A 20,650-nucleotide genomic window follows, 5' to 3' on the forward strand; every position below is an offset into this window, starting at 1 on the left:
TTCTTCTCATTGGTGGCCCCGCGTGAGCAGGTCGATGGCGTCGGGCAGGTTCGTGGCTTGTTGGACGCCGTTCGGTAGTCGCTCGGGGTCCCATCCGGGACCGGCGGCGACAAGGGTGTCCAGGTGAGCGCGCAGCGCGCGCAACGCGCCGACTCGTGCCGTACGACTGGTCTGTGCCCAGAGCAATGCAGCCGAAATCTCCACGCGGGCGGCCGCCGAGACGAGGGCGTCGGTGGGCACATTGGCCCCCAACACGCGGCTGGCTGTCCCGATCTCCGTCAAGGGCGCGCGGACCGCTTCCATGGCCAGGGTGTGTTGCTCGCCGGCCGGGCAGGCAAGTAGGACCGCTGCCGCCTGGTTTTCGCGGGGCGGTGCGACCGGCACCGCCTGGTGCAGGCTTGCCTGAATCGCCCACGACAGCAGATGTTCAGCCTCGATGCACTCCGCGTCGTCAGCCGATGGCTCGCTGATGGCGGCCATCGCCGGAAGGCACAGTTGTTGCCAGGTACGTACCACCCCGTGCTGCTCGAAAGCATCCTGCAGAAGGTCGACGGCAGTGGCCGTGTCCACCCGTCGTGGGGCAGTCGAGACGACGGTGACCAAGGCCCGCCAGTCATAGGGAACCATGAGTTGATCGGCGCTGTCAGAGGTCTGGGGTGCTGACTGTTGGGCGGCGCGTACGGTGGCCGCTGCCATCGCCGGTGGCGTACCAGCGGCGACCAGGCTTTGCATGTGTTGCAGCGCCTGCAGGTCTCGTGTTGTGTAACGGCGATGGCGCCCGGCTTCCACATTCGGCGTCCACCGGTATGTACTCACTGATTACCGCGCACGACCGGCGCGGAGTCCAAGCGATGGACGCCGCTGGCGTGCTACCCACGTTCACCGGAGTCGCCGTGCACGACGCGTGGGCGCCGTATGACACCCACACCAGCGCGGTGCACGCACTGTGTGGCGCCCACGTCTTGCGAGAATGGCAGGCCATCACTGAACAGACCGACCAGGCCGCGTGGTGTTGGGCCAGGCAAGCCGTGCATGCGCTACGGGAGATCAAAAAGCTCGTAGACACACAACTGGCCGCCACGCCCGTGTCGCTGACCGGCATGGACGGCCACACGCTGACCGAACTGGTGCACCGGCTCCAGTCCGCAGCCGCTATCGGCGCGAACCAGACCTGGGAGCGGTCAAAGGCACCAATGGCCAAAGCCCCCGCGCTGGCCCGTGCCGAGGTGTTACACGCGCCAGGGCGCGCTGAGTGGCTGAAGCAGGCTTTGACCTCTTCCGATGGCTTGCAGTGCAGCGTCGGGTTGGAGTTTCTCACCACCTTTCCGGACGAGGTGCCCGCCCTGCTCGACCAGTTGTTTCCGTTGGCCATCTCCCACAGCACTGGGCCTGCGGCGTGGGAGGTGTGGACTATCGCGTACATCGAGCAGTGGTCGCGCCGCGTTTGCCAGAGGCGTTACTCGTCCCGTGACGGATCCGTACTTTGGCGGCGGTGTTGTGGCTGTAGATGGAAATCCGACACGGAGACGCGGTGTTTTCTTACCATTCTGCGAAACTGCCGTCTGGGTAGTTCCAGGTCGGTGACCCTGGTTCGAGTGGGCCGTGGTTGACGGCGGAGCGTACGGCGTCCTCGTTCACCTCGATGCCGAGGCCTGGGCCGGTCAGTCGGGGTAGGTGGCCGTCGACTGGTGTGAGCGGGCCGGAGTCGGTGAGGATCGAGGTGGTGGCGTTCGGGCCGAGGTGCAGGTTCAGGGACTGTTCCTGGGCGTAGAAGTTCGGTACGGGCGAAGGCGAGTTGCAGGCACGCGGCCAGCGCCACCGGGCCGATTGGTGAATGCGGGGCGATCTGGGCGTCGTACGTCTCGGCCTGGGTGGCGATGCGGAAGCATTCGGTGATGCCGCCGGCGTGGCTGAGGTCCGGTTGGACGATGGCCACGCCTGCTTCCAGTACGCGGCGGAAGTCCGTTCTGGAGTAGAGCCGTTCGCCGACGGCGAGTGGGACCGGCGAGCAGTTGACCAGTGAGCCGAGCTGGTCGCTGTGCTCGGGGCGCAGCGGTTCCTCCACAAAGGCGATGCCCAGCGGCGCCAGCAGCGGGAGCAGCCGCCGAGACTGCGGGACCGAGCTGCGTCCGTGCAGGTCCAGGCCAATGTCGACGCTGCCGCCCACGGCCTCGCGTACGGCGGCCAGGTCCGCCAGCATCGGGTCTGGCGACTCCAGGAAACCGATCTGGTGCTGGGGCGCGACCTTGATCAGGGTGATGCCGGCGGCGGCGTGTTCGCGTGCCCGTCGCGGGTCGCCGGTCCGGTCGGACGCGTTCGCATGGGCGTAGATTCGGGCGCTGTCGCGGGTCGGGCCGCCGAGCAGTTCGTGGACCGGGACACCGTGCCAGCGGCCCTTGATGTCCCATAGTGCTTGGTCGAGGCCGGCGACCGCGGATGAGAGCACTGGTCCGCCGCGGTAGAAGCCGCCGCGGGCGAGGGTCTGCCACAGGGCGGTGATCCGGAGTGGGTTCGCGCCGAGGAGATGGTCGGTCATGCGTTCTACGGCGGCGGCGACGGTCCGGACCCAGTTCTCGAGTGTGCACTCGCCCCAGCCCGCCACCCCCTCGTCCGTGGAGACCTTCACCAGTGCGTGCCGGTTGGTGAGCACGAACGTCTCGACGGCGGTGATCCGCATCAGTCCCGCCTCCCGGTGTGGATCGACTCTCGCGGCTGGAAGCCCAGCAGCTCTCGGGCCCGCAAGGTGTAAACCAACGGCTCCGTGCCGGTGAATGCCCGCGACACGGGACTCTGGGAGCGTACGTGTCCACGAGTTGCTGGGTCGGCATGTCGAGGAGGGTGTCCTGGGCGCTGAGTCCGATGACGTATGCGCCTTTGATCTGGGCGACCAGCGCGGCGGCGATTGCCCGCGCGGCGTCGTCGGCCGTCAGGTACGCCCAGCCCGTGCGCATCATCTGAGCCGGGTGCCGTGCGACAGACTTGGCGATGTTGATCAGCTCGGTACGCGGTTTGACCAGCGGGAACCGCAGTGCAACCACGTCCAGGCCCCAGGTGCGCGCGGCCATCTCGGCGGACAGCTCGTCGACCTGTTTGGACAGTGAGTACGCGTCGCCGATGTAGGTCGGCAGGTCCTCGTCCAGCGGGAAGTACGCTGGGAGCGGGCCGTGCGGGTTCAGGGCGATGCCGGGCGCGTTGATGCTCGATGCCAGCACCACGCGAGACACGCCGTGTTCGGCAGCCTGCGCGAGCACGGTGAACGTGGACACGACGTTGTTGCTGAACACCCGGCGGGGTGTGCCCAGCGTGGGATGGGGCAGTGCGGCCAGGTGCACCACGGCGTCGCAGTCTTGGACCGCCGCGCCGACCGCGGCTTCGTCCGTCGCGTCCACCGCCACGGACCCGGCACGGTCCAGCGTCCGCACCGTGTCGCCTTGGCCGACCAGGTGGCGTACGGCGGCTTGACCGATGCCGCCGCTCGCGCCGGTGACCAGCACTCTCATTTCACCGCTCCCTGCGTCATTCCCTGTACCACCTGGCGTTGGAAGATCAGGAACAGCAGGAAAAGCGGCAGGGCGCCCAGCAGCGCCGCCGGGAACAGCTGGGTCGGCTGCAGGGTGTGCGGGTCGGCGAACGAGTACGCGTTGGCCATGACCGTGCTTTTGCCCGGGTCCTGCAGGAACACCAGTGGCACCACCAGGTTGTTCCACACCTGTAGTGACACGAAGGTTAGAAGTGTGCCGGTGATCGGCCGCATCAGCGGGAACACGATGACGAAAACGTACGGAACGGGCCGCATCCGTCGAGCGCCGCGGCCTCCTCCAGGTCGAGCGGGATCTGCCGGACGAAGCTGGTGTAGAAGAACACCGACACCGGCAGGTTGAGCGCGGTGTAGATGAAAATCAGCCCGAGGTGGGTGTTCAGCAGGCCGAGGTCGCGCATCAGCAAATACAGTGGCGAGATGAGGACGAACAGCGGAATTGTCAGGCCGACCGCAAAAAGCCGGTAGACCAGCGAGCTGAGATGCGAGGTCAGCCGGCCAAGTGGATAGCTCGCCATCGCCCCGATAATCGACACCACGGCGCACGACCCGGCGGTGAGCACGACGGTGTTCAGCACGCTGCTGACGTAGTGGATCTGGTTGATCGAGATCACGTAGTTCTCGATCGTGAACGCCCTTGGCCACCCCAGCGGCGCGCGGGCAAGGTCAGCGGCCGTACGGAAAGACGCGAGCAGCGTGAACAGGAAAGGCGAGGTGAACGCGACCGCGGCGAGCACGACCACCACATCGAACACCACGCCACGCGGCCTGCCGCGGCGCTTGCGTCCATTGCGGACCGAGTCGACTTTCTCCGCTGCACGGACGGATATCTCGGTCACAGCGCACGCTCCCGTCGCCGCAGCAGTACACTTGCGGCCGTCGACACGACCATCACGAGCACCAGCAGCAGCATCGCTGTCGCAGCACCCATCGCGAAGTCGCTGTTGTTGAAGATGTCCCGGTAGATCACCAGAGCAAGGGTGTTGGTCGAGTCCACGGGTCCGCCGCCAGTGAGCACGAGCGGGAAGTCGAAGACGCCGAGCGAGCCGATCAGGCTGAGGGTGACGTTCACGGTCAGCGCCGGTGCGAGCATCGGCCATTCCACCCGGCGAAAACGCTGCCACCGGTTCGCGCCGTCGATGACGGCCGCGTCCAGTAGTTCGCTGGGAATGCCTGCATAGCCGGCCAGGAAGATCACGCACGAGTAGCCGACGAACATCCAGATGTTGACCGCGGCGGGCGACCGCGTAGAGCGCGATTGACGGGTCACCGAGCCAGATCTTCTGGAGCGCCTGCAGCCCGAGCTCACCGAGTGCGGTGTTGATGCCGCCGTCCGGCCGGTAGAGGTACGACCAGATGAACGACGCCATCACCGGCGAGATCAGCGCGGGCAGCAACAGCAGGCTGCTGACCGTACGTCGGATGCGGACCCGATAGGCGAGCGCCGACGCGGCGAGCAGGCCGAGGGTCAGTTGAACGACAAGGACCACCGCCGCATAAATGACGGTGTGCGCGAGCGCGTGCATCGCCGTCGCGTCCTGAAACAGCGTCTTGTATTGCTTGAGCCCGACGAAATTGCTGACCGGGCCGCCCAGGTTGTCGGTAAAGCTGAGCAGCACCCCGCGAACCAGGGGATACAGCACGAACACCCCGTACACGGCAAGCGCCGGCAGCAGGAACAGGATCGCCGTGAGTCGACCGCGTCGGCGGAACACGTGTGTTTTCCGTTCTTAGGAGTTGGCGGGTTTTGCCGCGTTCTGGATGGCGGTCAGGGTGGCCGTCACGTCGGCCTTGCCGAGCAGGAAGTTCTGCAGGATCGACCGGATCTTGGTCTCCGGCGCGGCCAGGTTCCAGGTGTTCGTCGGAAAGAGCGCGAACCGCTTGGTGGCGTACGCGTCGGCCATGGTGGCCAGCAGCGGATCGGCCCCGGCGGTGCTGGCTCCGAACGGGCTGATGGCGACCTCCGCGGACAGGTACGGCGCGAGGTTCTGCGAGCTCGACCAGAAGTCGACGTACTGCTTGGCCGCGTCCTGTTGCGAGCTGCGCGCGTTGACCGCCCACATCGTGCCAGGGAACAGCAGTGCGCTCGGCTTGACGCCCACTTTGCCGCCTGGCCACGGGACGAACGCCAGCTTGAACGGCGCCTTCTTGAGCGCGCGGCCGCGGACCACGAGCCGCCCGCGAAAAACGCGGACTTGCCGGCGAGGAAGTCCGGCTGGCCGGTGGTCGCCTCGTCGGTCCCGACGGCGTTCTTGAAGTCGACGTATCCGTTCGTACCGAGCTGCTGGATCTGCTGGAGCGGCTCCCTGAATGACTGTGGGAAGGTCACTTTGCCCTGCAGGAACTGCTGATCCCAGTTCGGGTTGTCCTGGTAGACGGTGGTCGCGGCGGACATCAGCATCACGAACTCGGCCATGTAGCCCTGCGCGTCTGGGAACGAATAGCCGGGCTGGCCGGCCGCCTTGAGCTTGCCGAGAGCCGCCAGGAACGCCGGGAAGTCGGTGGGCGGTGCGGTGACGCCGGCCTTCGCGAGGATGTCCAGGTTCACGTAGACGCCGACCGGGCTCAGTTCCATCGGCGAGGCGAGGACCTTGTCCTGGTAGCTGACAAACGACTTCACCGCCGGCGAGATGCTGGCGGCCCAGCTGCGCTGCCCGAGGTCGGCGAAGTAGCCGGACTTGCCCCAGATCTGCACCTTCTGCGGGTCGACCATGACCACGTCCGCAGCGTTGCCGGCGAGCAGCTGCGACTGGATCTTCTGCTGATAGACGTCGTTGGGTGGGACATAACTGAAGTCGAGCTTGATCTTCGGGTGGGACTTCTGGAATGCCGCGTTGATCTGCGCCACGTTGGCCGGCTCGGCGCCGCCGCCCTTCCAGCCCACCACGTGCAGGGTCGTGGTGCCGTCGGAGCTGGCGCCCGAACCGCACGCGGCCAGGGACGGGGCAAGGGACGCGGCGACGGCGAGTGCGGCCACCGCCAGGCCGAGTGGACGACGGAGTTTGCGCATGCCAGGACCTTTCAAAACGAGGTGAGGGAGAGCTAGGCCGGATAGATGCCGACGGCGTCGTACACCATCCAGGAGCCGCTGGTCTTGTCGATCGTGATCGTGTTCCGGCCGGCCACCAGCCGCGCGGCCGGCAGTGTCACGGTGAACTGGGTGGGCTGGACGCCCGAGTCGAGCGCGCTGCCGGCCGAATAGCCGGCGCCGCTGCCGCTGGGCAACACGACGGTCGTGGCCGCTCCCCCGTTGAGTGCGACGGCGACCGTGCCGGGCGCGGTGTTGTGGGTGTCCAGCAGGAACACGACCAGCCGCAGGTCCGCGGCCGGGACAGCCGTGAGAGCGAAGGCCAGGGTGCATCGGTGTACGCGGCTGCCGGCCCAGCCGTCGTCCGGACCGGGGTGAATGTACGACCACGACTGCGCCGGGTCGTCGGTGCCGGCAGTGACGGTCACGTCGTTCGGGAACCGGATCGAGTAGTCGGCATAGCCGGCGGGCGCGAGAGCGAACTCGTGGTCGGTCCAGTCCGCGACCCCGACAGTGGCCAGCGCATCCGCGGGCACGTCCAGTACGACGACGGCTGTCACGAGCCGGGCTACTTGCCCCTTACCTACGGTCACCGCAGTGATGATGGTGTTGCGACCGGCAACCAGCGAGCCGAGCGGTACGGCGGTGACTTTGTCGACTCGCTGGCCGCGGGCCGCTGTGACGCGGGTTTCCTTGCCCAGGCTGGTGAACACCGCATTGACCGGCGCGATGCCCGCGGTGTTGTCCACGACGTACGCGAGGGTCACAGTCTCGTCGGCGGTACGGACCACCGCCGGTGCGGTCACGTCGAAGCGGCCGCTGGCCACAGCCGCCGCGCCCGTACGCACGTACACCGGAGCACCCGTGAGAGTCAGGTGGACCCTGCCGTCGAGTGGCGTGAGCCGCGTCCTGCCGCCCGTGACGTCGACGACGTCGATCGGCGTGTCGCTCGGCAACGCGACCGCCGTACGCGGGTCGGTGCTCCACAGGACCGAGACGCTGTCGCGCCGGTCGGCGAACACGTAATCGCGGATCGCGCCGGTGGCGTTTTGGCTGTGCAGCGTACGTCCGGTCAGCATCCGGATGGCGACCGCGTACGCCGCGTAGACCGGCCGCGGAGTGTACGAGTCGGCGCCGATTTCGTTGAGCAGCCCGAAGTTCTGGTCGCCGATGAGGTCGTACCAGAAGAATTTCTCGACACCGCCGGCAAATCCGAGGACTAGACCGCGGACCAGATAACCGGCGGCCGTCAGCCCGTCCCGCAGCGACCAGCCCAGCTCGGATATCCACACCGGCTTGGCCTTGCCGCCGTTGTACTGCGCCGTGAGCGCGGCGACCTCGCGTTCGGACCCGTCGATCGGGTCCGGCGACTCTGGGACACCGACATACGGGTGATTCGACACCGCGTCCAGGTGCGCCATCCCGCCGGCGTCGAACACGGCCTTCATCCAGTCGACGGCGGTGCCGTACGTGACGCCGCCGACGACCACGATCGACGGGGCGACGGCCTTGACCGCCGTGTACGTCTTTTCCAGCAGTGCCGCGTAATATTTCGGGTCACCACTGGCTGGGCCGGTGGTGAACCAGCCGGCGTTGAATTCGTTGAAGACCTCGACCGCGGTGAACTGCTGGCCGAAACGCCGGACCACAGCGGTGGCGTACGCGGCGAAGGCCGCTCGGCCCGCGTCCGTGTATGGCGTGCGGCCGCCGTCGTATTTGGCGTTGGCGTAGTCCAAAATCGGCAGCGGATGAATACCGTTTCGGGCTAGCGCTGCGAAAAACGGCGAGTACGTGTCGAAGGTGTACCCGGTGATCAGCCCGCGCTCGAAGCTCGGGTTGGTCAGCAGGTTCAGGCTCGAACCCTCAACCGTGACCCGCGCGTCGTCCAACCACGCGGCACCGGTGACATCACTGGAAAGCAGTCGGAACGTCACAACCGACTCGGACCCGGTGGTGTACCGGAACGTGACCCGCGTCCAGTCGAACGTGCCCGTTGGCGCGTCGACCCGCGCGCCCCAGTCCGGCCGTACGGTGAACTGCAGCGCCTTGACGTTTTCGCCCTTCACCCACGCGTCGAACACATAAGTCGTGTTGGCGCGGACAGTCACCTGCTGGGAGATCGTCGCGTAGAAGTTGTCCTTGATGGGCGAACGGTTGACGATCTTCACCGATGCGCGGCCCGAGTGCGCGACGGTCGGATCCAGCTCGACGGTCGCGTCGGCCTGATAGGTGTCGGGCGTCCAGCCAGCCAGCGGCGGTGGCTCGATCTCGGTCCAGGTCAGGTCCGTACGCGCCCAGGTGATGCCGAGCGCGACCATCAGCGGCACCGACGCCAGCGGCGGCAGGTGGGTGTTGGCGCCGAACGGCGAGTCGGCCGGCAGCCGGTACGGCGCCAACACCGCGAACGAGCTGGTGTGCCGCCTCCCGCGACTCGCCACCACCTCGAGGGTGTAGTAACCGTTGCCAGCGTTGACCTCCACGGTCGCGCGGCCGCCATGGCCCCGGGCGCTTCCGGTCTGCGCGATGCCACCCCAAACGTCCCTCACCGTCCACCCGATCGCGTCGGCCTGGACCGAGACAGCGAAGCGCTGGGTGCGTACGCCGACAAACACCGACCCGTACGACGCCGGGCTGACCGTGATCCCACCGACGTCAGGGGTTTCCGGCGAAACGGTGGTCGCGGCGAAAGCCGGGCCGCCGTTTGCCCACGAGAAACGCGAAGGCGGCGGTGGCCAGCGAGCCGGCGAGCAGGCCGCGCCGGGACACCGACGTGGGCTCGTCGTTCCGATCGTTCATGGCAGTCCACCTCATGACCTCACCGACTGGCTCGCCGCACGCACGTTATCGGTAACACGAAAGGTACGCAATACTTACAGGTAGCCTTGGCGTTATCGGTAACTTTCGATAAGGTTCTGAGCCGTGTCGACTTCGTCCGCGTACGACCCCCAGCCGCATTACCCACCCGCCACCGGCTCGGTCCGGCTCGGCTGGGCCGCCGCCGCCGCGACCCTGCCGGCCACCACCCGAGTCCTCGCGATCGACGGTCCAGCGGTGCTCGACTGGGACCGTGCGGCCAAAGCGGTGGCCACCGAACTGTCCGCGCGCGGTCCCGTCGACGTGGTCGACCTGCGCGAAGCCGGTCTGCCGTGGGACGAAGTGGAACGCCGTACCCAGTCGGCGGCACTCGCTGACGACCCGCATTTTGAGATGCTCGCCGACGGGACCCTGGCCGACCTGCTCGACGATCAGAAGGAGCCGGGTCCGGCCGCGGGCCTGCGCGTACTCATTGGACCGGGCGCGGCCGCCGTGGGCAACCCGGACGTGCTGTGGTGGGCCGACCTGCCCAAGCGCCACGCCGAGGCGGCCGTGGTGGCCGGCACCGGGCGCAACCTGTTCGCCCCCGCCAACCACCGCCCGACCACCCGCCGGCTGTTCTACGTCGACTGGCCGCTGCTGGACCGGCACCGGGACACGTACGTGAACCGGGTCGACCTGTGGCTGGACACCCGTGACGCCGAGAACCCGGCCTGGCTGGACGGCCACGCGCTGCGCGCCACCTGCGCCGCCCTCGCGCGGCGGCCACACCGGACCCGCCCGACGTTCAACACCACCCCGTGGGGCGGCCAGTGGGGCAAGCGGGAACTGGGACACAACCCGCAAGCCCACAACAGCGCGCTCGGCTACGAACTGATCGCCCCGGAGAGCGGCGGCGTGCTGGTTGGCACGTCGCCGGAGGTCGCCGTCGAAGTCCCGTTCCAGCTGCTCGCGACGCTCGCCCCGGTGGACCTGCTCGGTACGCACGTGTACGACCGGTTCGGCACCTCGTTCCCCATCCGGTTCGACTACCTGGACACCGTCGACGGCGGAAACCTGTCCGTACACTGCCATCCCCAGTCCAGGTACATGCGCGAGGTGTTCGGGTGGCCGTACACCCAGCACGAGACCTACTACGTGATGGTCGGAAGCGAACAGAACACGATTTTCCTCGGCCTACGGGAAGAAACGTCCATCGCCGAGTTCCACCAGAGCGCCCACCGAGCAGATCACGACGGCGTCGAGTTCGAGATCGAACGGTTCGTCCAAACCTTCCCCGCGACCCCCACACCAACTGTTCCTCATCCCCGGCGGCACCCCACACGGCAGCGGCCGCGGCAACGTCGTTCTGGAGGTCAGCGCGACCCCGTACCTGTATTCGCTGCGCTTCTACGACTGGCTGCGCCGCGACAGCTCCGACCGGCAACGGCCAGTGCACGTCGAGCACGCCTTTCACAACCTCGACCCCGAACGCGCCGGCGCGGCAGTGGCCGACAACCTCGTCCAGCAGCCACGACGCGTGGCCGCTGGCAACGGCTGGCACGAGGAACTCATCGGGCAGCTGCCCGAGATGTTCTTCGAGGTACGCAGGCTGCACGTCGAACCGGGCGCGAGCGCACCACAAGACACGAATGGCCGGTTCCACGTACTGAACGTGGTGGACGGCGAACGCGTGATACTCGTTACCGAGAACGGGGACGAGCATGAGCTCGGGTACGCCGAGACCATCGTCGTACCAGCCTCCGTCGGCCCGTACGACGTACGCGGCCTCGGCGGCAGCCCAGCACGGGTGGTGAAAGCAAACGTGACGGGGATATGACGAACGCCAAACCGAAGCGACCGGCCGCGGTGACGATGCGCGACGTCGCGCAGCGGCTCGGGGTCAGCGCGATGACCGTATCCCGGGCCCTTCGCGGCGACAGCGGCATCGCCGAGCCGACGAGAGAACGCGTACTCGCCGAGGTCGCCGCTCTCGGCTACCGCCGCAACGACCTGGCGCGGCAACTGCGTACCGGCGCGGCGCACGAGCTGGTCGGGCTGGTCGTCACCAACTTGGCGAACCCGTTCTACTCCCAGCTCGCGGTCGGCGTGGAGGAAGTGGCCACCGAACACGGTGTCGGTGTCGTCGTTGCCAGCACGGACGCAGACGTGGACCGCGAGCGGCAGCTCGTCCTCGACATGGCCGGACGCCGGATCGCCGGACTGGTCGTCGTACCCGCCAGCAACGACCACAGCCACCTCGCGCCGGACCAACTCGATGGCGCGCCCGTGGTGCTGGCCGCCACCCCACCCCGCGGCATCGAGGTCGACTGCGTGTTCGTCGACGATTTCAACGGCACGTACGAGGCCTGCCAGCAGCTCATCGCCCGAGGGCACACCCGCATCGGTTTTCTCGGACTGCCGCTGTCGCTGTGGACCGGCTCGGAACGCTATCGCGGCTATGCGGCCGCGATGGAGGACGCCGGGTTGCATGTCGACGAACAGCACGTGAGCCGCCACCGCGGGAACATCGAACTCGCCGAGCAAGCGACCCAGCAGATGCTCGCCCTCCCAGTGCCCCCGACCGCGCTGATCACCGCCAACAATCGCAACACCGTCGGCGCACTGCGCAGCCTGCGACACAGCCCCCCACCCCGGTGGCGCTGGCCGGGTTCGACGACATCGAGCTGGCCGACCTGCTGCAGCTGCCGCTCAGTGTGGTCGCGTACGACGCGGTCGACGTGGGCCGGCAGGCGGCACGATTGCTGTTCAGCCGCATCGACGAACCCAGCGATCACAAGGCCGGCCGCCAACAGGTCATCATCCCGACACGAGTCATCGACTACCCGCGGCCGACGTGAATTCCCTACCGGCACTGGAAATCGGCGGCTCACACGTGACCGCGGCCCTAGTGGACCCAGCCACCGGCGGGATCAACCGCCGCGCACGCCGACCACTCATCGCCGATGCCACGGCAAGAGAACTGTTGGCGACAATCGCCGAGGCGGCCAGCGAGATCGCCACCGCCGGCGCGGTCTGGGGCGCCGCCGTTCCCGGCCCGTTCGACTACGACACCGGAATCGGCCGCTTCCACGGCGTCGGCAAATTCACCGCGCTAAACGCGCGTCGACGTCGGGGCCGAGCTGCTAGCCAGGATCACCCCTGCCCCAAACGCGATCCGTTTCCTCAACGACGCGGCGGCTTTTGGTCTCGGCGAATGGAAATGGGGCGCGCGGCGGCCGGTCACACCCGAGCGGTCGGCATCACCCTGGGCACCGGCATCGGATCGTCATTCCTGGACGCCGGCCACCCGGTGACCACCGCCGGCAAGGTCCCACCCGAGGGACGTGTCGACCTGTTGTCGATCAACGGCGTACCACTCGAAGACGTGGTCTCCGCACGCGCTCTGGTGGCCGCCTACCGTACAGCCGGCGGCAAAGCCACAAACGCCGCCGACGTGATGGCACGCGCCGATGCTGGCGACCACAGAGCCAAGTCCGTCGTCGAGCGGTCCTACCACCTCCTCGGCACCACGCTCGGCCCGTGGCTCCAGCTCTTCGAAGCGACCATCGTCGTCCTCGGCGGAGGCATAAGCACGGCCTGGGACCAGGTGTCGACTCCACTACAGCACGGCATCGCGGCCACCTCCACAGCAAAGCTCGCCCTCATTCGCACCCAAGACACCGAAGGCGCCGCCCTACGAGGCGCTGCCAGCTGGATAATTTCTTCGCAAGCCGCTCAGGTAGAGGCCGAAGAAGCTGTTTCTGCCGCTACGTGGGGACAACGTCGCTCGCTTTACCGGTGAAGCGTACGTATTCGATGTTGCAGAGTTCGTCGATACTCAGATGGCTCACTGCTCGGCGATCGAGCGGCCGATGCTGCCAGCGCCGTACGCTCTCTGCTCAACAGGTGGTTGAACGCGCCTGTGTCGCTCCCGGGCGACCGCCGCGAGGCGCCTCAACGGAGTTCGCTGCAAGCCTGTTGTGTCTCTACAGCGCCAAATCAGGATGCTCCGTTCGCTCGTCCCGATACTCACCTGATGGCCCGCTCGACGGTAGGTTCCGGGATTCGTTCGGATCCTTCGGCGCGCCACCGACTTCCAGCGGGAGGAAGTGGTCTTCGTCGTACTCGGACATGTTGGTGTCGCTGCACCCGTGGTCAACGATTCCTTGTTTTTCAAGGCATTGGTGTAGGTGTCGATGGGCGGATCGTCGCTGTCCATCCTGACGTGCAGATGGTGCTGACGATCGTCGACTGCCTCACGTCAGGATTCGTACATGCCGGGTCGGGCAACGGCAAATACGACTGCGAAGACGCCGCCGCCGCTAACGCCGAACGACCAACCGCCGCGTGTACGCTCGCCGCGGCTCGACCACCAGGTGCGTCAACGATCATGATCGACGCCGCCGATCCAACACACGTCGCTCAAGATCCTCGCGAGTATCGCGCCACCAGACTCAAAAGCAACTTACCACGGAAACAAACAGAAAAGCCGTCACGATATGCCGACTCGACCCAACAAGGTACTTCTAGGTGTCCGCGTACGACTTCAGATGCAGAGGCGCGTACAACCTCACGTCCAAGGTCTTCGGGTGATCATTGGCATGGGTTGCTCACGAACCGAAGGGTGATCCCTACTCACACCGACACGTACCCAACGCGCCGAGATCTCTGGACATGAGGTCGTACCCGCTATGGACATCAGGTCGTACGCGGACGCTAGGAGTGCGGGCCGATCGTCACCGGGAGCGAGGTGGTTCCCTTGCGGCCAGAGGTGGCAGCGTAGGAGACATTGATGACGTACTCGCCCGGGGCCGTGTACGTGTGCAGGTACGTTGTCGCGGGAGTGCTCACGGGCGGGGAGCCGTCGCCGAAGTCGTACGTGTACGTCAGCCCGCTGGACCAGGCGTTCTCCTCCAGGTGTGCCGTCATCGTGATCATGTTCAGCCGCGGGCCGGTGGGATCGCTGGCCTCGAACCAGAGCGAGAACGGATCCTGGAACTCCCACGCTCCCCGGTCGTGGTATCCAGGGTTTGTCCCGGTGTTGGCGACGAGAGGATCATCCACGCGGGTGTCCCAGTAGTAAACATCGGTCTGCAGTTGGCCGGGTGCCTGGGCATTCGCCGAGTCGATGGCCGGCGAGCCTTCCGCAAGGGCCGGTCCGCCGCCGAACGTGAAACCCGGGTCGACGTTCAGGTCGTGCCGTCCCTGGCCAGTCGCCGCCGTGAAGTCAGCGGTGCTCTGGAAGCCGCGACCGGCCCATCGATAGGGTGGATTCTCCGAGTACGGAAAGACGATGTTGAAGTCGACGGTTATCCCCGACGCGACAGCCGCGCTGTCGACGCTGATCTCGGTGATCTCTGTGGACGGAGGGCAGTGATAATAGACTTCACTGCCGAAGACGTACGCGAAGATGTTGTTCTGGACACTGGCTCCCGAGGATCGGCCCGTCACCTCCTCCCCCCCGGTTGCAGGAATGGATCACCGTGTTGCCCGTGACCGCCGCGGCTGGCGAGTCGGCAACCCGTACTCCAGTGTTTCCGCCACCGGAAATATCGTTGGCTGAGACGACGTTGCCAACACCGGCGGAGTCGATCCTGATCGCCGCGTATCCGTACGAAGAATCAATAAGGTTCCTGCTTACCGTGATCGAGCGCGACGCCCCGGTCACCCGAACGACGGAGCCCTGGGCTTCCGGTGACGGAATGCTCAGCGCATTGCTGTCAACGATGACGCGCTGAGACCCAGTGATGAAGATGGCGTCATGGTCCACCGATCCGCCGGCGATGCTGAGCGCTCGGATGACCACGTCATGCACGCCGTGCATGGTGAAGGCAGGCCCGCCCGATGTTCCATCCACCCAGGTGAAGTTGCGGTTTTCGCTTTGGAACACGATCGGTGCTCGGGGTGTGCCCGACCTCCCGACCGTCACGCTCTCCTGGTATTCGCCGGTGATGTCGACCGTGGTGCCCGGCACCACTGTGTCCGCGGCCACCTGAATTGTGCAGAACGGCTGCTGTTGAGTGCCTCGCCCGACGTCACTGCACCCGGATCCATCGGTATTGTCGACATACAGCATCCGAGGAGCGGCTTCGGCGGGCACCGGCATGACCAAGGCAGCAACCGTCAATGCCACCGCGATCGTGGCAAATGTTGATTTCATCCCCATTTTACACCCCCTTGTAATCGTAGATTCCAGGCAGCGGCGCAGAAAACCCGATCCAACCAGAGCTGAGATTGCGGTCGGCCGGCAATCGCAGGTGGACCAGTGAATTCGAATTCGGTTTAGTAGGACTGCACCAGTCCGGATGGTAAGAGGAACCGGGAGGACAAAAGCGGAACAGCTCCCATACGTCCGGATGGGAGCCGACGTGCTCATGTGGTGGAACAATGCGCGGCCTTGTATACCGCTGTATATTTGGTAGGACGTGTCAGGGCCGATGAAGTGCTGCCCTGGACCAAGATCGGGTTTCTGTACACGCCAAATAGGGTAGTTCGCGTCCCAGCGGTACTGCACGGTGCAGTATCCGGGCCCTGTATACCATCCGGCGGTCGTCGACCAGCCGAGATTTCCAGCGGTGTCGTCGTCTGGCGGGAGGGCGACATCGTACTGACCGTGTGCGTATGAGCCATCCTTGACATGGATGACACCGATATTGATGGTCGTGCCATTGATGATCGTATTGGTAGCGCTTGTTGTGGCGGCTATGCCTGCGGAAGCAGGCGACGCCGTCGCTATGACAAAGCCTGACGCTGCCATCAGAGCTACCGCGCACACAGACGCGGACGTTAGTCGTCGTATTTGTGACACGCCGGTTTCCCCCCCATCGTTGGACTCGATTCTTGAGGTTGTCCGCAGAGACCGGCCTTGTCTCCCGGATCCGAACAGTACCGCCCGCGAGCGTTGGTTCAGGGTGGTCATGCTCTCGGACGTGCCACCGGATAGCAACGCTTTTCGGCGTCAGCCGAAAAGCGTATCTCCGTGATCGAGGTTTGGTAGTCGATTTCCGCCCCAGTCACTCTCGTGAATGGTCGTCGGTGCCAATTAGGGCGGCGCCGAGGGACGTACGGCGGTGTGGGCACCTATTGGAAGCCTGCATCTATTCGTCGCCGTTGTGGAGTGAGCGCAGTCTCATGCCGAGGTGAGTGCTGGTCATGCCGGTTCGTAGGGCTGAGAGGTGCACGTCCGGTATATGTGCGCGCGGCTTGGGTATGCGCGATGCACCCTGAGGGCCTGTTCGTTCGTCAAGAATAGGTATCGGGCCCTCGAGGACGAGAGGAACCATGGCGTCTACAGATCCGGCCACGGCGGGCGACCCGCGGATGGTGCTTGAGCAGCTGTATCGAGCTGCCGCGCCGAGGTTGGTCGTGGCGGCATATGCGTTCACCGGTGACCTCGGTGAGGCGCAGGAGTGCATGCAGGAGGCGTTCGTGCGCGCGTACGCACACCCCGGGCGGATTCTGCAGACCGAAAATCCTGTCGGGTGGATGCGGATCGTGACCGTGAACATCGCCCGTGACCGGATGCGGCGCAAGCGTCGATTTGCGGTTCTGCATCGGCTCCTGGCGACCACACCCGACCCGGTACCTGCGGCGACGCCGGATAGGGTCGCGATTCTCACCGCCATTCGTGTCCTGCCGGCCGGGCAGCGGGAGACAGTCGCGCTGCACTATCTCCTCGACCTCGCGGTAGATGAGATCGCGGAGCTGACAAGCGTATCCGTCAACACTGCCAAGTCGCGGCTCCGACGTGGACGAGCCGCGCTATCAGTCCTGCTGAGCGAGGAAAGTGTCTCAATGACGGAGGCCAGGAATGACTGACTCCGAATCCGTACATGTTCAGGCTTCCGCGGGTCGGTCCGCGCTCTTCCAGGAGATGACGCTTCCTGACTGGACGGCCGTGCGAGGTGCAGGCCAGCGTCGCTCGATCCGCGACCGCATCCTCACCGTCGCCGCCGTCGTCACGGCTGCCTCCGTGATAGTCGCCGCCCTCGGTTTCCTGACGGTCCATCACAACGATCCGATCGCGCCCGACGGCCACGTAAGGCTGCACGGTCCGATTGTTGCCGAGCACTCGAGCAAGCCGACCCAGCTGTCAGTGTGTGGATTGAACTACGCGACCGACAAAGTGGCGTACTACACCTACTTTGACGGTCCGTGCGGCGAGGGCGGCAAGCCGACAACGACCTACGCGGTCACCACCGACGCGGGCCGCACCTGGCGCTACTACAGCATGCCCATTCGTGCCTGCGTGGACATTACGCCAGTTGGCGCCCATGCCGTTGTGGCGTGTGAATTGATCACCCACGACGACGGCCGCACATGGGCTCGCCGACCGGCAGCGCAGACCCCGGTTGGGGCCATACCACCCGGTTGGTTGCTGACGACAAGGCCGGCTGATCAAAACTATTCGGTGCTCACAGCTATCAATCCGGTTACCGGGCAAGAAGCGCCCCTTGCACACCAAGCCCGCTTTGGCAGTTTTCACCTCAGCTACCGGCAGAACAATGGCCAGCGACGGATCTGTGTGGCTAATCGATCGTTCTAACCTCGACTATGGCAGTGCCCGCATCAGCCGTGACCGCGGCGACACCTGGCATCCGGTCATCCTGCCAAAGCCGTTCGAGGCAGCCGACGTCACGGGCATCGCCAGCACCGACGGACGCACCGGCTATATAGTCACCAGCGACGAGTCAAACGAGTGGGCAATCTTCGGCACCCGCGACGGAGGGACCAACTGGTCCCTCATTACACGGCACAGCGCCAATCCGCCTAGCGGCGAGATCCTGCCAGGTCCTGGCACAAGCATCATCAGTACGTCGACCAGCCAGATCCCCCCGATGATCAGCAAGGACGGCGGGCTGACATTCACCCCTGCGCAAGGCGGCATTTCCGGCAACCTTGATTAAACCCCCTCGGCTATTACGTCAATATAGACGGGCAGCACCCCACCTGGACCAACGTTCGGGTCGGTACACCATCGATTCAATTCGCAGCTATCGCACCACCATAAGACTAGGTCCAATAGTCTATCCAGTTGGCTACGGAAGTTGCTCGCGCAGACAAATAGCAAGGATTCGAGAGCGACCGACGGCACGCGTCTCGGTGACGGCCCGCCTACAGCGGACCGATCGCCGGGCTGGCTGGGATACATCCGCATCTGATCAACGCATGGGGGGAACGCGTTATGCTCAGAATCCACTTCGAGGCAGCCGATTTCGCCCGCACACATTTCATAGACCAACCAGATCTGCTCTGGGAGATTGCGTTAAGCAGTCAGGTGTTACGGAGACAGGGCGATCCTGCTTTTACCAAATGGCTTCGGCATGTTGATCGCGCCGCGCAAAAAAAAAGACGAAGTGAGGCAAGCAATCGAGACTGTGGCCAGCCTGAACCCGCCACATCAATATTTTTCAGCCTTTCTCACCCCCGCGCCCGGCGAGGTCGACGTCAAAGCACGGATCCGCAGAGTCGTGTCCGCCGGACCTTCGCGGTTCTACCGCGATATGTCGCTGCTACACGACCGGTGCAACCTGTCGCGATTTACGCCATCGATATCAAGTAGCGACCAGCTCGCTCTCCGGCAATTGGGGCAGGCGCTGACCGTATATCATGAGACATTGATGGCTCCTTACGCTCATCACATCGCCGCACGAGTCGAGCAGGACATAGCTATTCGTATACGAGACCTCCTCAACGGCGGCCTAGACGCCGCGCTCTCGAACCTACGACCGATATTCCAATGGCGACCGCCTGTCTTACATATCTCTGTCCCGCATGAGAAAGAAGTATTCTTGAGCGGTCGCGGCCTGATCCTAGTCCCCTCGTATTTTTGTCGACGCACATTAGTCGCCATGACCGACCCGGAACTACCGCCGGTAGTCGTGTACCCAGCGCGGCCGACCATTACCCAAAATATGAGCACGGAGACTGACGAACACCTATTGGCCGCGCTCCTAGGATCGACGCGGGCACTCATCCTCCGAGCCATTCACTCTTGTCGTGGCGCCACTACAGGCCGTCTCGCTAAAACGATCGGCGTATCCGCCGCGACAGTAAGCGAACACGTTAAAATCATGCGAAACAGCGGACTACTCACCAGCACTCGCCACGCCCAAAATGTCCTCCACATCGTCACACCTCTGGGACGACGACTCCTCGATAGCCGCCTTTAGACGCCACACATACTCGCGGCCAGCCCACGAGACACAACATCACCCGCCATCGAACTTCTACCTCAACTCAATCCGCAGGTGACGCGACCAATCGACAGGCAACTTCGCTCGCTCTACTGGTGGAGCGTACGTATTCGATGTTGCAGAGTTCGTCGCTCTGGCTCAGCGAACGCACTCTTCTGCTGACGAGCGGATTCTCCAGGTCGCACCTGGAGCCGGAGTCTGATCTGTTGGTCGGTTGGCTCCGGCTAGGTCAGGAAGCATTAGGGTCACGATGTGCTGGGGTCTGGCAATGGGCGTGCTCGGGGAGGGCTCAGTGAGCCGGTGGGCGGAGTATGTCCAAGCGGTGCAGGTGCTCGCCCGTGCTCGTGCCGAGGTGTTACACGCGCCAGGGCGCGCTGAGTGGCTGAAGCAGGCTTTGACCTCTTCCGATGGCTTGCAGCGCAGCGCCGGGTTGGAGTTTCTCACCACCTTTCCGGACGAGGTGCCCGCCCTGCTCGACCAGTTGTTTCCGTTGGCCATCTCCCACAGCACTGGGTGCTGCGCCGGGCCCGAAGGCGCGGCCTGGTTGATGAAGGACGGTTAAGCGAGCTGATCTGGTCCGAGTTGGACGCCGACGACGTCACTGAGTTCGAGTACAACTGCGCGTACTCACTGCTGGTCATCCTCGACGCGAGGACGTTGATGGCCGCCCTCAGCCAGCGTGCTCTCGCAAGCCCTGACCCGGAAATCCGGGAAACCGGCGAATCAATCCAGGAATACCTCGACAGGCACCCAACCACAACGTAGACAAGGCGCGCCGACCGTGAGCGCACGCACGCTTTGCTTCTATTGTCATGTGGGCTTTGTTGCCTCTCGGGATGGACTCGTTGCCGTCCACCTTCCGGGACTGCCGGGTGCCACCGAAATCAGGAGTAGTACGTAAATTACGTCTCCGGATCGGGCACATCACGCTGCCTTTTCCGAGGTCTATCGCCTGGACGAGGCTTACGTCAAGACGTGGGTCGTCGAGCTGGACATCACCATTCCCGCACGGCAAAGGACTGGACGCAAACGCGACCCGGCCCCGCCGTCATCGCCGGTGGAGCTGTCATCGTTGCTTCCTGCCCGCTCGTC

General features: G+C 65.1%; 19 protein-coding genes and 3 pseudogenes. 11 read left to right on the forward strand and 11 right to left on the reverse strand.

The genetic code is table 11. From position 1 onward, the window contains the following. Nucleotides 1-6 precede the first annotated feature (6 nt). A complete protein-coding gene (locus tag GNX96_RS16545; RefSeq protein WP_279580558.1) occupies nt 7-732 on the reverse strand; it encodes a hypothetical protein in 726 nt (241 codons plus the stop codon). A gap of 74 nt (nt 733-806) precedes the next feature. On the opposite strand from GNX96_RS16545, the pseudogene GNX96_RS63730 reads away from it, so the two are divergent. Then, nucleotides 807-1,058 (forward strand): annotated as a pseudogene (locus tag GNX96_RS63730) (IS66 family transposase); the annotation flags it as partial. A 398-nt stretch (nt 1,059-1,456) separates the two neighbouring features. Here GNX96_RS63730 and dgoD read toward each other — a convergent pair. From dgoD to GNX96_RS16585, 8 genes and pseudogenes are all read right to left on the reverse strand, one after another. Continuing rightward, nucleotides 1,457-2,677, reverse strand: coding sequence for a galactonate dehydratase (dgoD, locus tag GNX96_RS16555; RefSeq protein WP_279580559.1), 1,221 nt, complete (start codon nt 2,675-2,677; stop codon nt 1,457-1,459). 238 nt (nt 2,678-2,915) lie between these two features. Beyond that, nucleotides 2,916-3,500, reverse strand: a pseudogene (locus tag GNX96_RS63735) (NAD-dependent epimerase/dehydratase family protein); the annotation flags it as partial. Beyond that, the gene (locus GNX96_RS52375; RefSeq protein ID WP_279580562.1) at nt 3,497-3,796 is read right to left on the reverse strand and encodes an ABC transporter permease family protein; all 300 of its coding nucleotides are present in this window, start codon (nt 3,794-3,796) and stop codon (nt 3,497-3,499) included. The gene GNX96_RS52375 and the pseudogene GNX96_RS63735, both read right to left, overlap by 4 nt. Continuing rightward, entirely contained in the window at nt 3,754-4,056 is a 303-nt protein-coding gene (locus GNX96_RS63740; RefSeq protein ID WP_390624035.1) for an ABC transporter permease subunit, read from the reverse strand. Before GNX96_RS63740 ends, GNX96_RS52375 begins: the two co-directional genes overlap by 43 nt. A gap of 317 nt (nt 4,057-4,373) precedes the next feature. Then, complete coding sequence (locus GNX96_RS63745; RefSeq protein ID WP_390624036.1) at nt 4,374-4,757, reverse strand: carbohydrate ABC transporter permease; 384 nt, start codon at nt 4,755-4,757, stop codon at nt 4,374-4,376. Between the two features lie 561 nt (nt 4,758-5,318). Continuing rightward, nucleotides 5,319-6,548, reverse strand: a complete 1,230-nt coding sequence (locus GNX96_RS16575) for an ABC transporter substrate-binding protein (protein WP_163568780.1) — start codon at nt 6,546-6,548, stop codon at nt 5,319-5,321. A 32-nt stretch (nt 6,549-6,580) separates the two neighbouring features. Next, nucleotides 6,581-9,112 (reverse strand): polysaccharide lyase family protein, encoded by a 2,532-nt coding sequence (locus tag GNX96_RS16580; RefSeq protein WP_163568781.1) that lies wholly within the window; start codon nt 9,110-9,112, stop codon nt 6,581-6,583. A 106-nt stretch (nt 9,113-9,218) separates the two neighbouring features. Then, nucleotides 9,219-9,362, reverse strand: a complete 144-nt coding sequence (locus GNX96_RS16585) for a hypothetical protein (RefSeq protein WP_163568782.1) — start codon at nt 9,360-9,362, stop codon at nt 9,219-9,221. Between the two features lie 123 nt (nt 9,363-9,485). Between GNX96_RS16585 and GNX96_RS16590 the strand changes: the two genes are divergently transcribed. The 4 genes and pseudogenes from GNX96_RS16590 to GNX96_RS52385 all read left to right on the forward strand — a co-directional run bounded on the left by GNX96_RS16590 (nt 9,486) and on the right by GNX96_RS52385 (nt 13,164). Continuing rightward, nucleotides 9,486-11,087, forward strand: coding sequence for a hypothetical protein (locus GNX96_RS16590; protein WP_279580564.1), 1,602 nt, complete (start codon nt 9,486-9,488; stop codon nt 11,085-11,087). A gap of 147 nt (nt 11,088-11,234) precedes the next feature. Continuing rightward, nucleotides 11,235-11,990: pseudogene (locus GNX96_RS63750) on the forward strand (LacI family DNA-binding transcriptional regulator); the annotation flags it as partial. A 26-nt stretch (nt 11,991-12,016) separates the two neighbouring features. Then, nucleotides 12,017-12,220 (forward strand): substrate-binding domain-containing protein, encoded by a 204-nt coding sequence (locus GNX96_RS63755; protein ID WP_390624037.1) that lies wholly within the window; start codon nt 12,017-12,019, stop codon nt 12,218-12,220. Nucleotides 12,221-12,582: 362 nt separating this feature from the next. Continuing rightward, entirely contained in the window at nt 12,583-13,164 is a 582-nt protein-coding gene (locus GNX96_RS52385; RefSeq protein WP_279580566.1) for an ROK family protein, read from the forward strand. 914 nt (nt 13,165-14,078) lie between these two features. Here the strand turns inward: GNX96_RS52385 and GNX96_RS52390 are convergent. Together GNX96_RS52390 and GNX96_RS16610 are read right to left on the reverse strand one after the other, a co-directional pair. Continuing rightward, a complete protein-coding gene (locus GNX96_RS52390) occupies nt 14,079-14,813 on the reverse strand; it encodes a PKD domain-containing protein (protein ID WP_279580567.1) in 735 nt (244 codons plus the stop codon). Next, a complete protein-coding gene (locus GNX96_RS16610) occupies nt 14,749-16,119 on the reverse strand; it encodes a right-handed parallel beta-helix repeat-containing protein (protein WP_163568784.1) in 1,371 nt (456 codons plus the stop codon). Before GNX96_RS16610 ends, GNX96_RS52390 begins: the two co-directional genes overlap by 65 nt. A 524-nt stretch (nt 16,120-16,643) precedes the next feature. On the opposite strand from GNX96_RS16610, the gene GNX96_RS16615 reads away from it, so the two are divergent. The 6 genes from GNX96_RS16615 to GNX96_RS16640 all read left to right on the forward strand — a co-directional run bounded on the left by GNX96_RS16615 (nt 16,644) and on the right by GNX96_RS16640 (nt 20,323). After that, nucleotides 16,644-17,180: a sigma-70 family RNA polymerase sigma factor gene (locus GNX96_RS16615; protein WP_163568785.1), complete on the forward strand. Its 537-nt coding sequence runs from the start codon at nt 16,644-16,646 to the stop codon at nt 17,178-17,180. A 55-nt stretch (nt 17,181-17,235) separates the two neighbouring features. Then, the gene (locus GNX96_RS16620) at nt 17,236-17,907 is read left to right on the forward strand and encodes a hypothetical protein (RefSeq protein ID WP_279580568.1); all 672 of its coding nucleotides are present in this window, start codon (nt 17,236-17,238) and stop codon (nt 17,905-17,907) included. Next, nucleotides 17,885-18,268 (forward strand): WD40/YVTN/BNR-like repeat-containing protein, encoded by a 384-nt coding sequence (locus GNX96_RS16625; protein WP_163568787.1) that lies wholly within the window; start codon nt 17,885-17,887, stop codon nt 18,266-18,268. The genes GNX96_RS16620 and GNX96_RS16625 overlap by 23 nt, the downstream gene beginning before the upstream one ends. Nucleotides 18,269-19,276: 1,008 nt before the next feature. Further along, a complete protein-coding gene (locus GNX96_RS63760; protein WP_390624038.1) occupies nt 19,277-19,534 on the forward strand; it encodes an ArsR/SmtB family transcription factor in 258 nt (85 codons plus the stop codon). Between the two features lie 274 nt (nt 19,535-19,808). Then, nucleotides 19,809-20,120, forward strand: a complete 312-nt coding sequence (locus GNX96_RS16635) for a hypothetical protein (RefSeq protein ID WP_279580569.1) — start codon at nt 19,809-19,811, stop codon at nt 20,118-20,120. A gap of 20 nt (nt 20,121-20,140) precedes the next feature. Beyond that, a complete protein-coding gene (locus GNX96_RS16640; RefSeq protein ID WP_163568790.1) occupies nt 20,141-20,323 on the forward strand; it encodes a hypothetical protein in 183 nt (60 codons plus the stop codon). Nucleotides 20,324-20,650 lie beyond the last annotated feature (327 nt).

Origin of the sequence: Fodinicola feengrottensis, assembly GCF_010993775.1 — a bacterium.
In the GTDB taxonomy this organism is placed as follows: domain Bacteria; phylum Actinomycetota; class Actinomycetes; order Mycobacteriales; family HKI-0501; genus Fodinicola; species Fodinicola feengrottensis.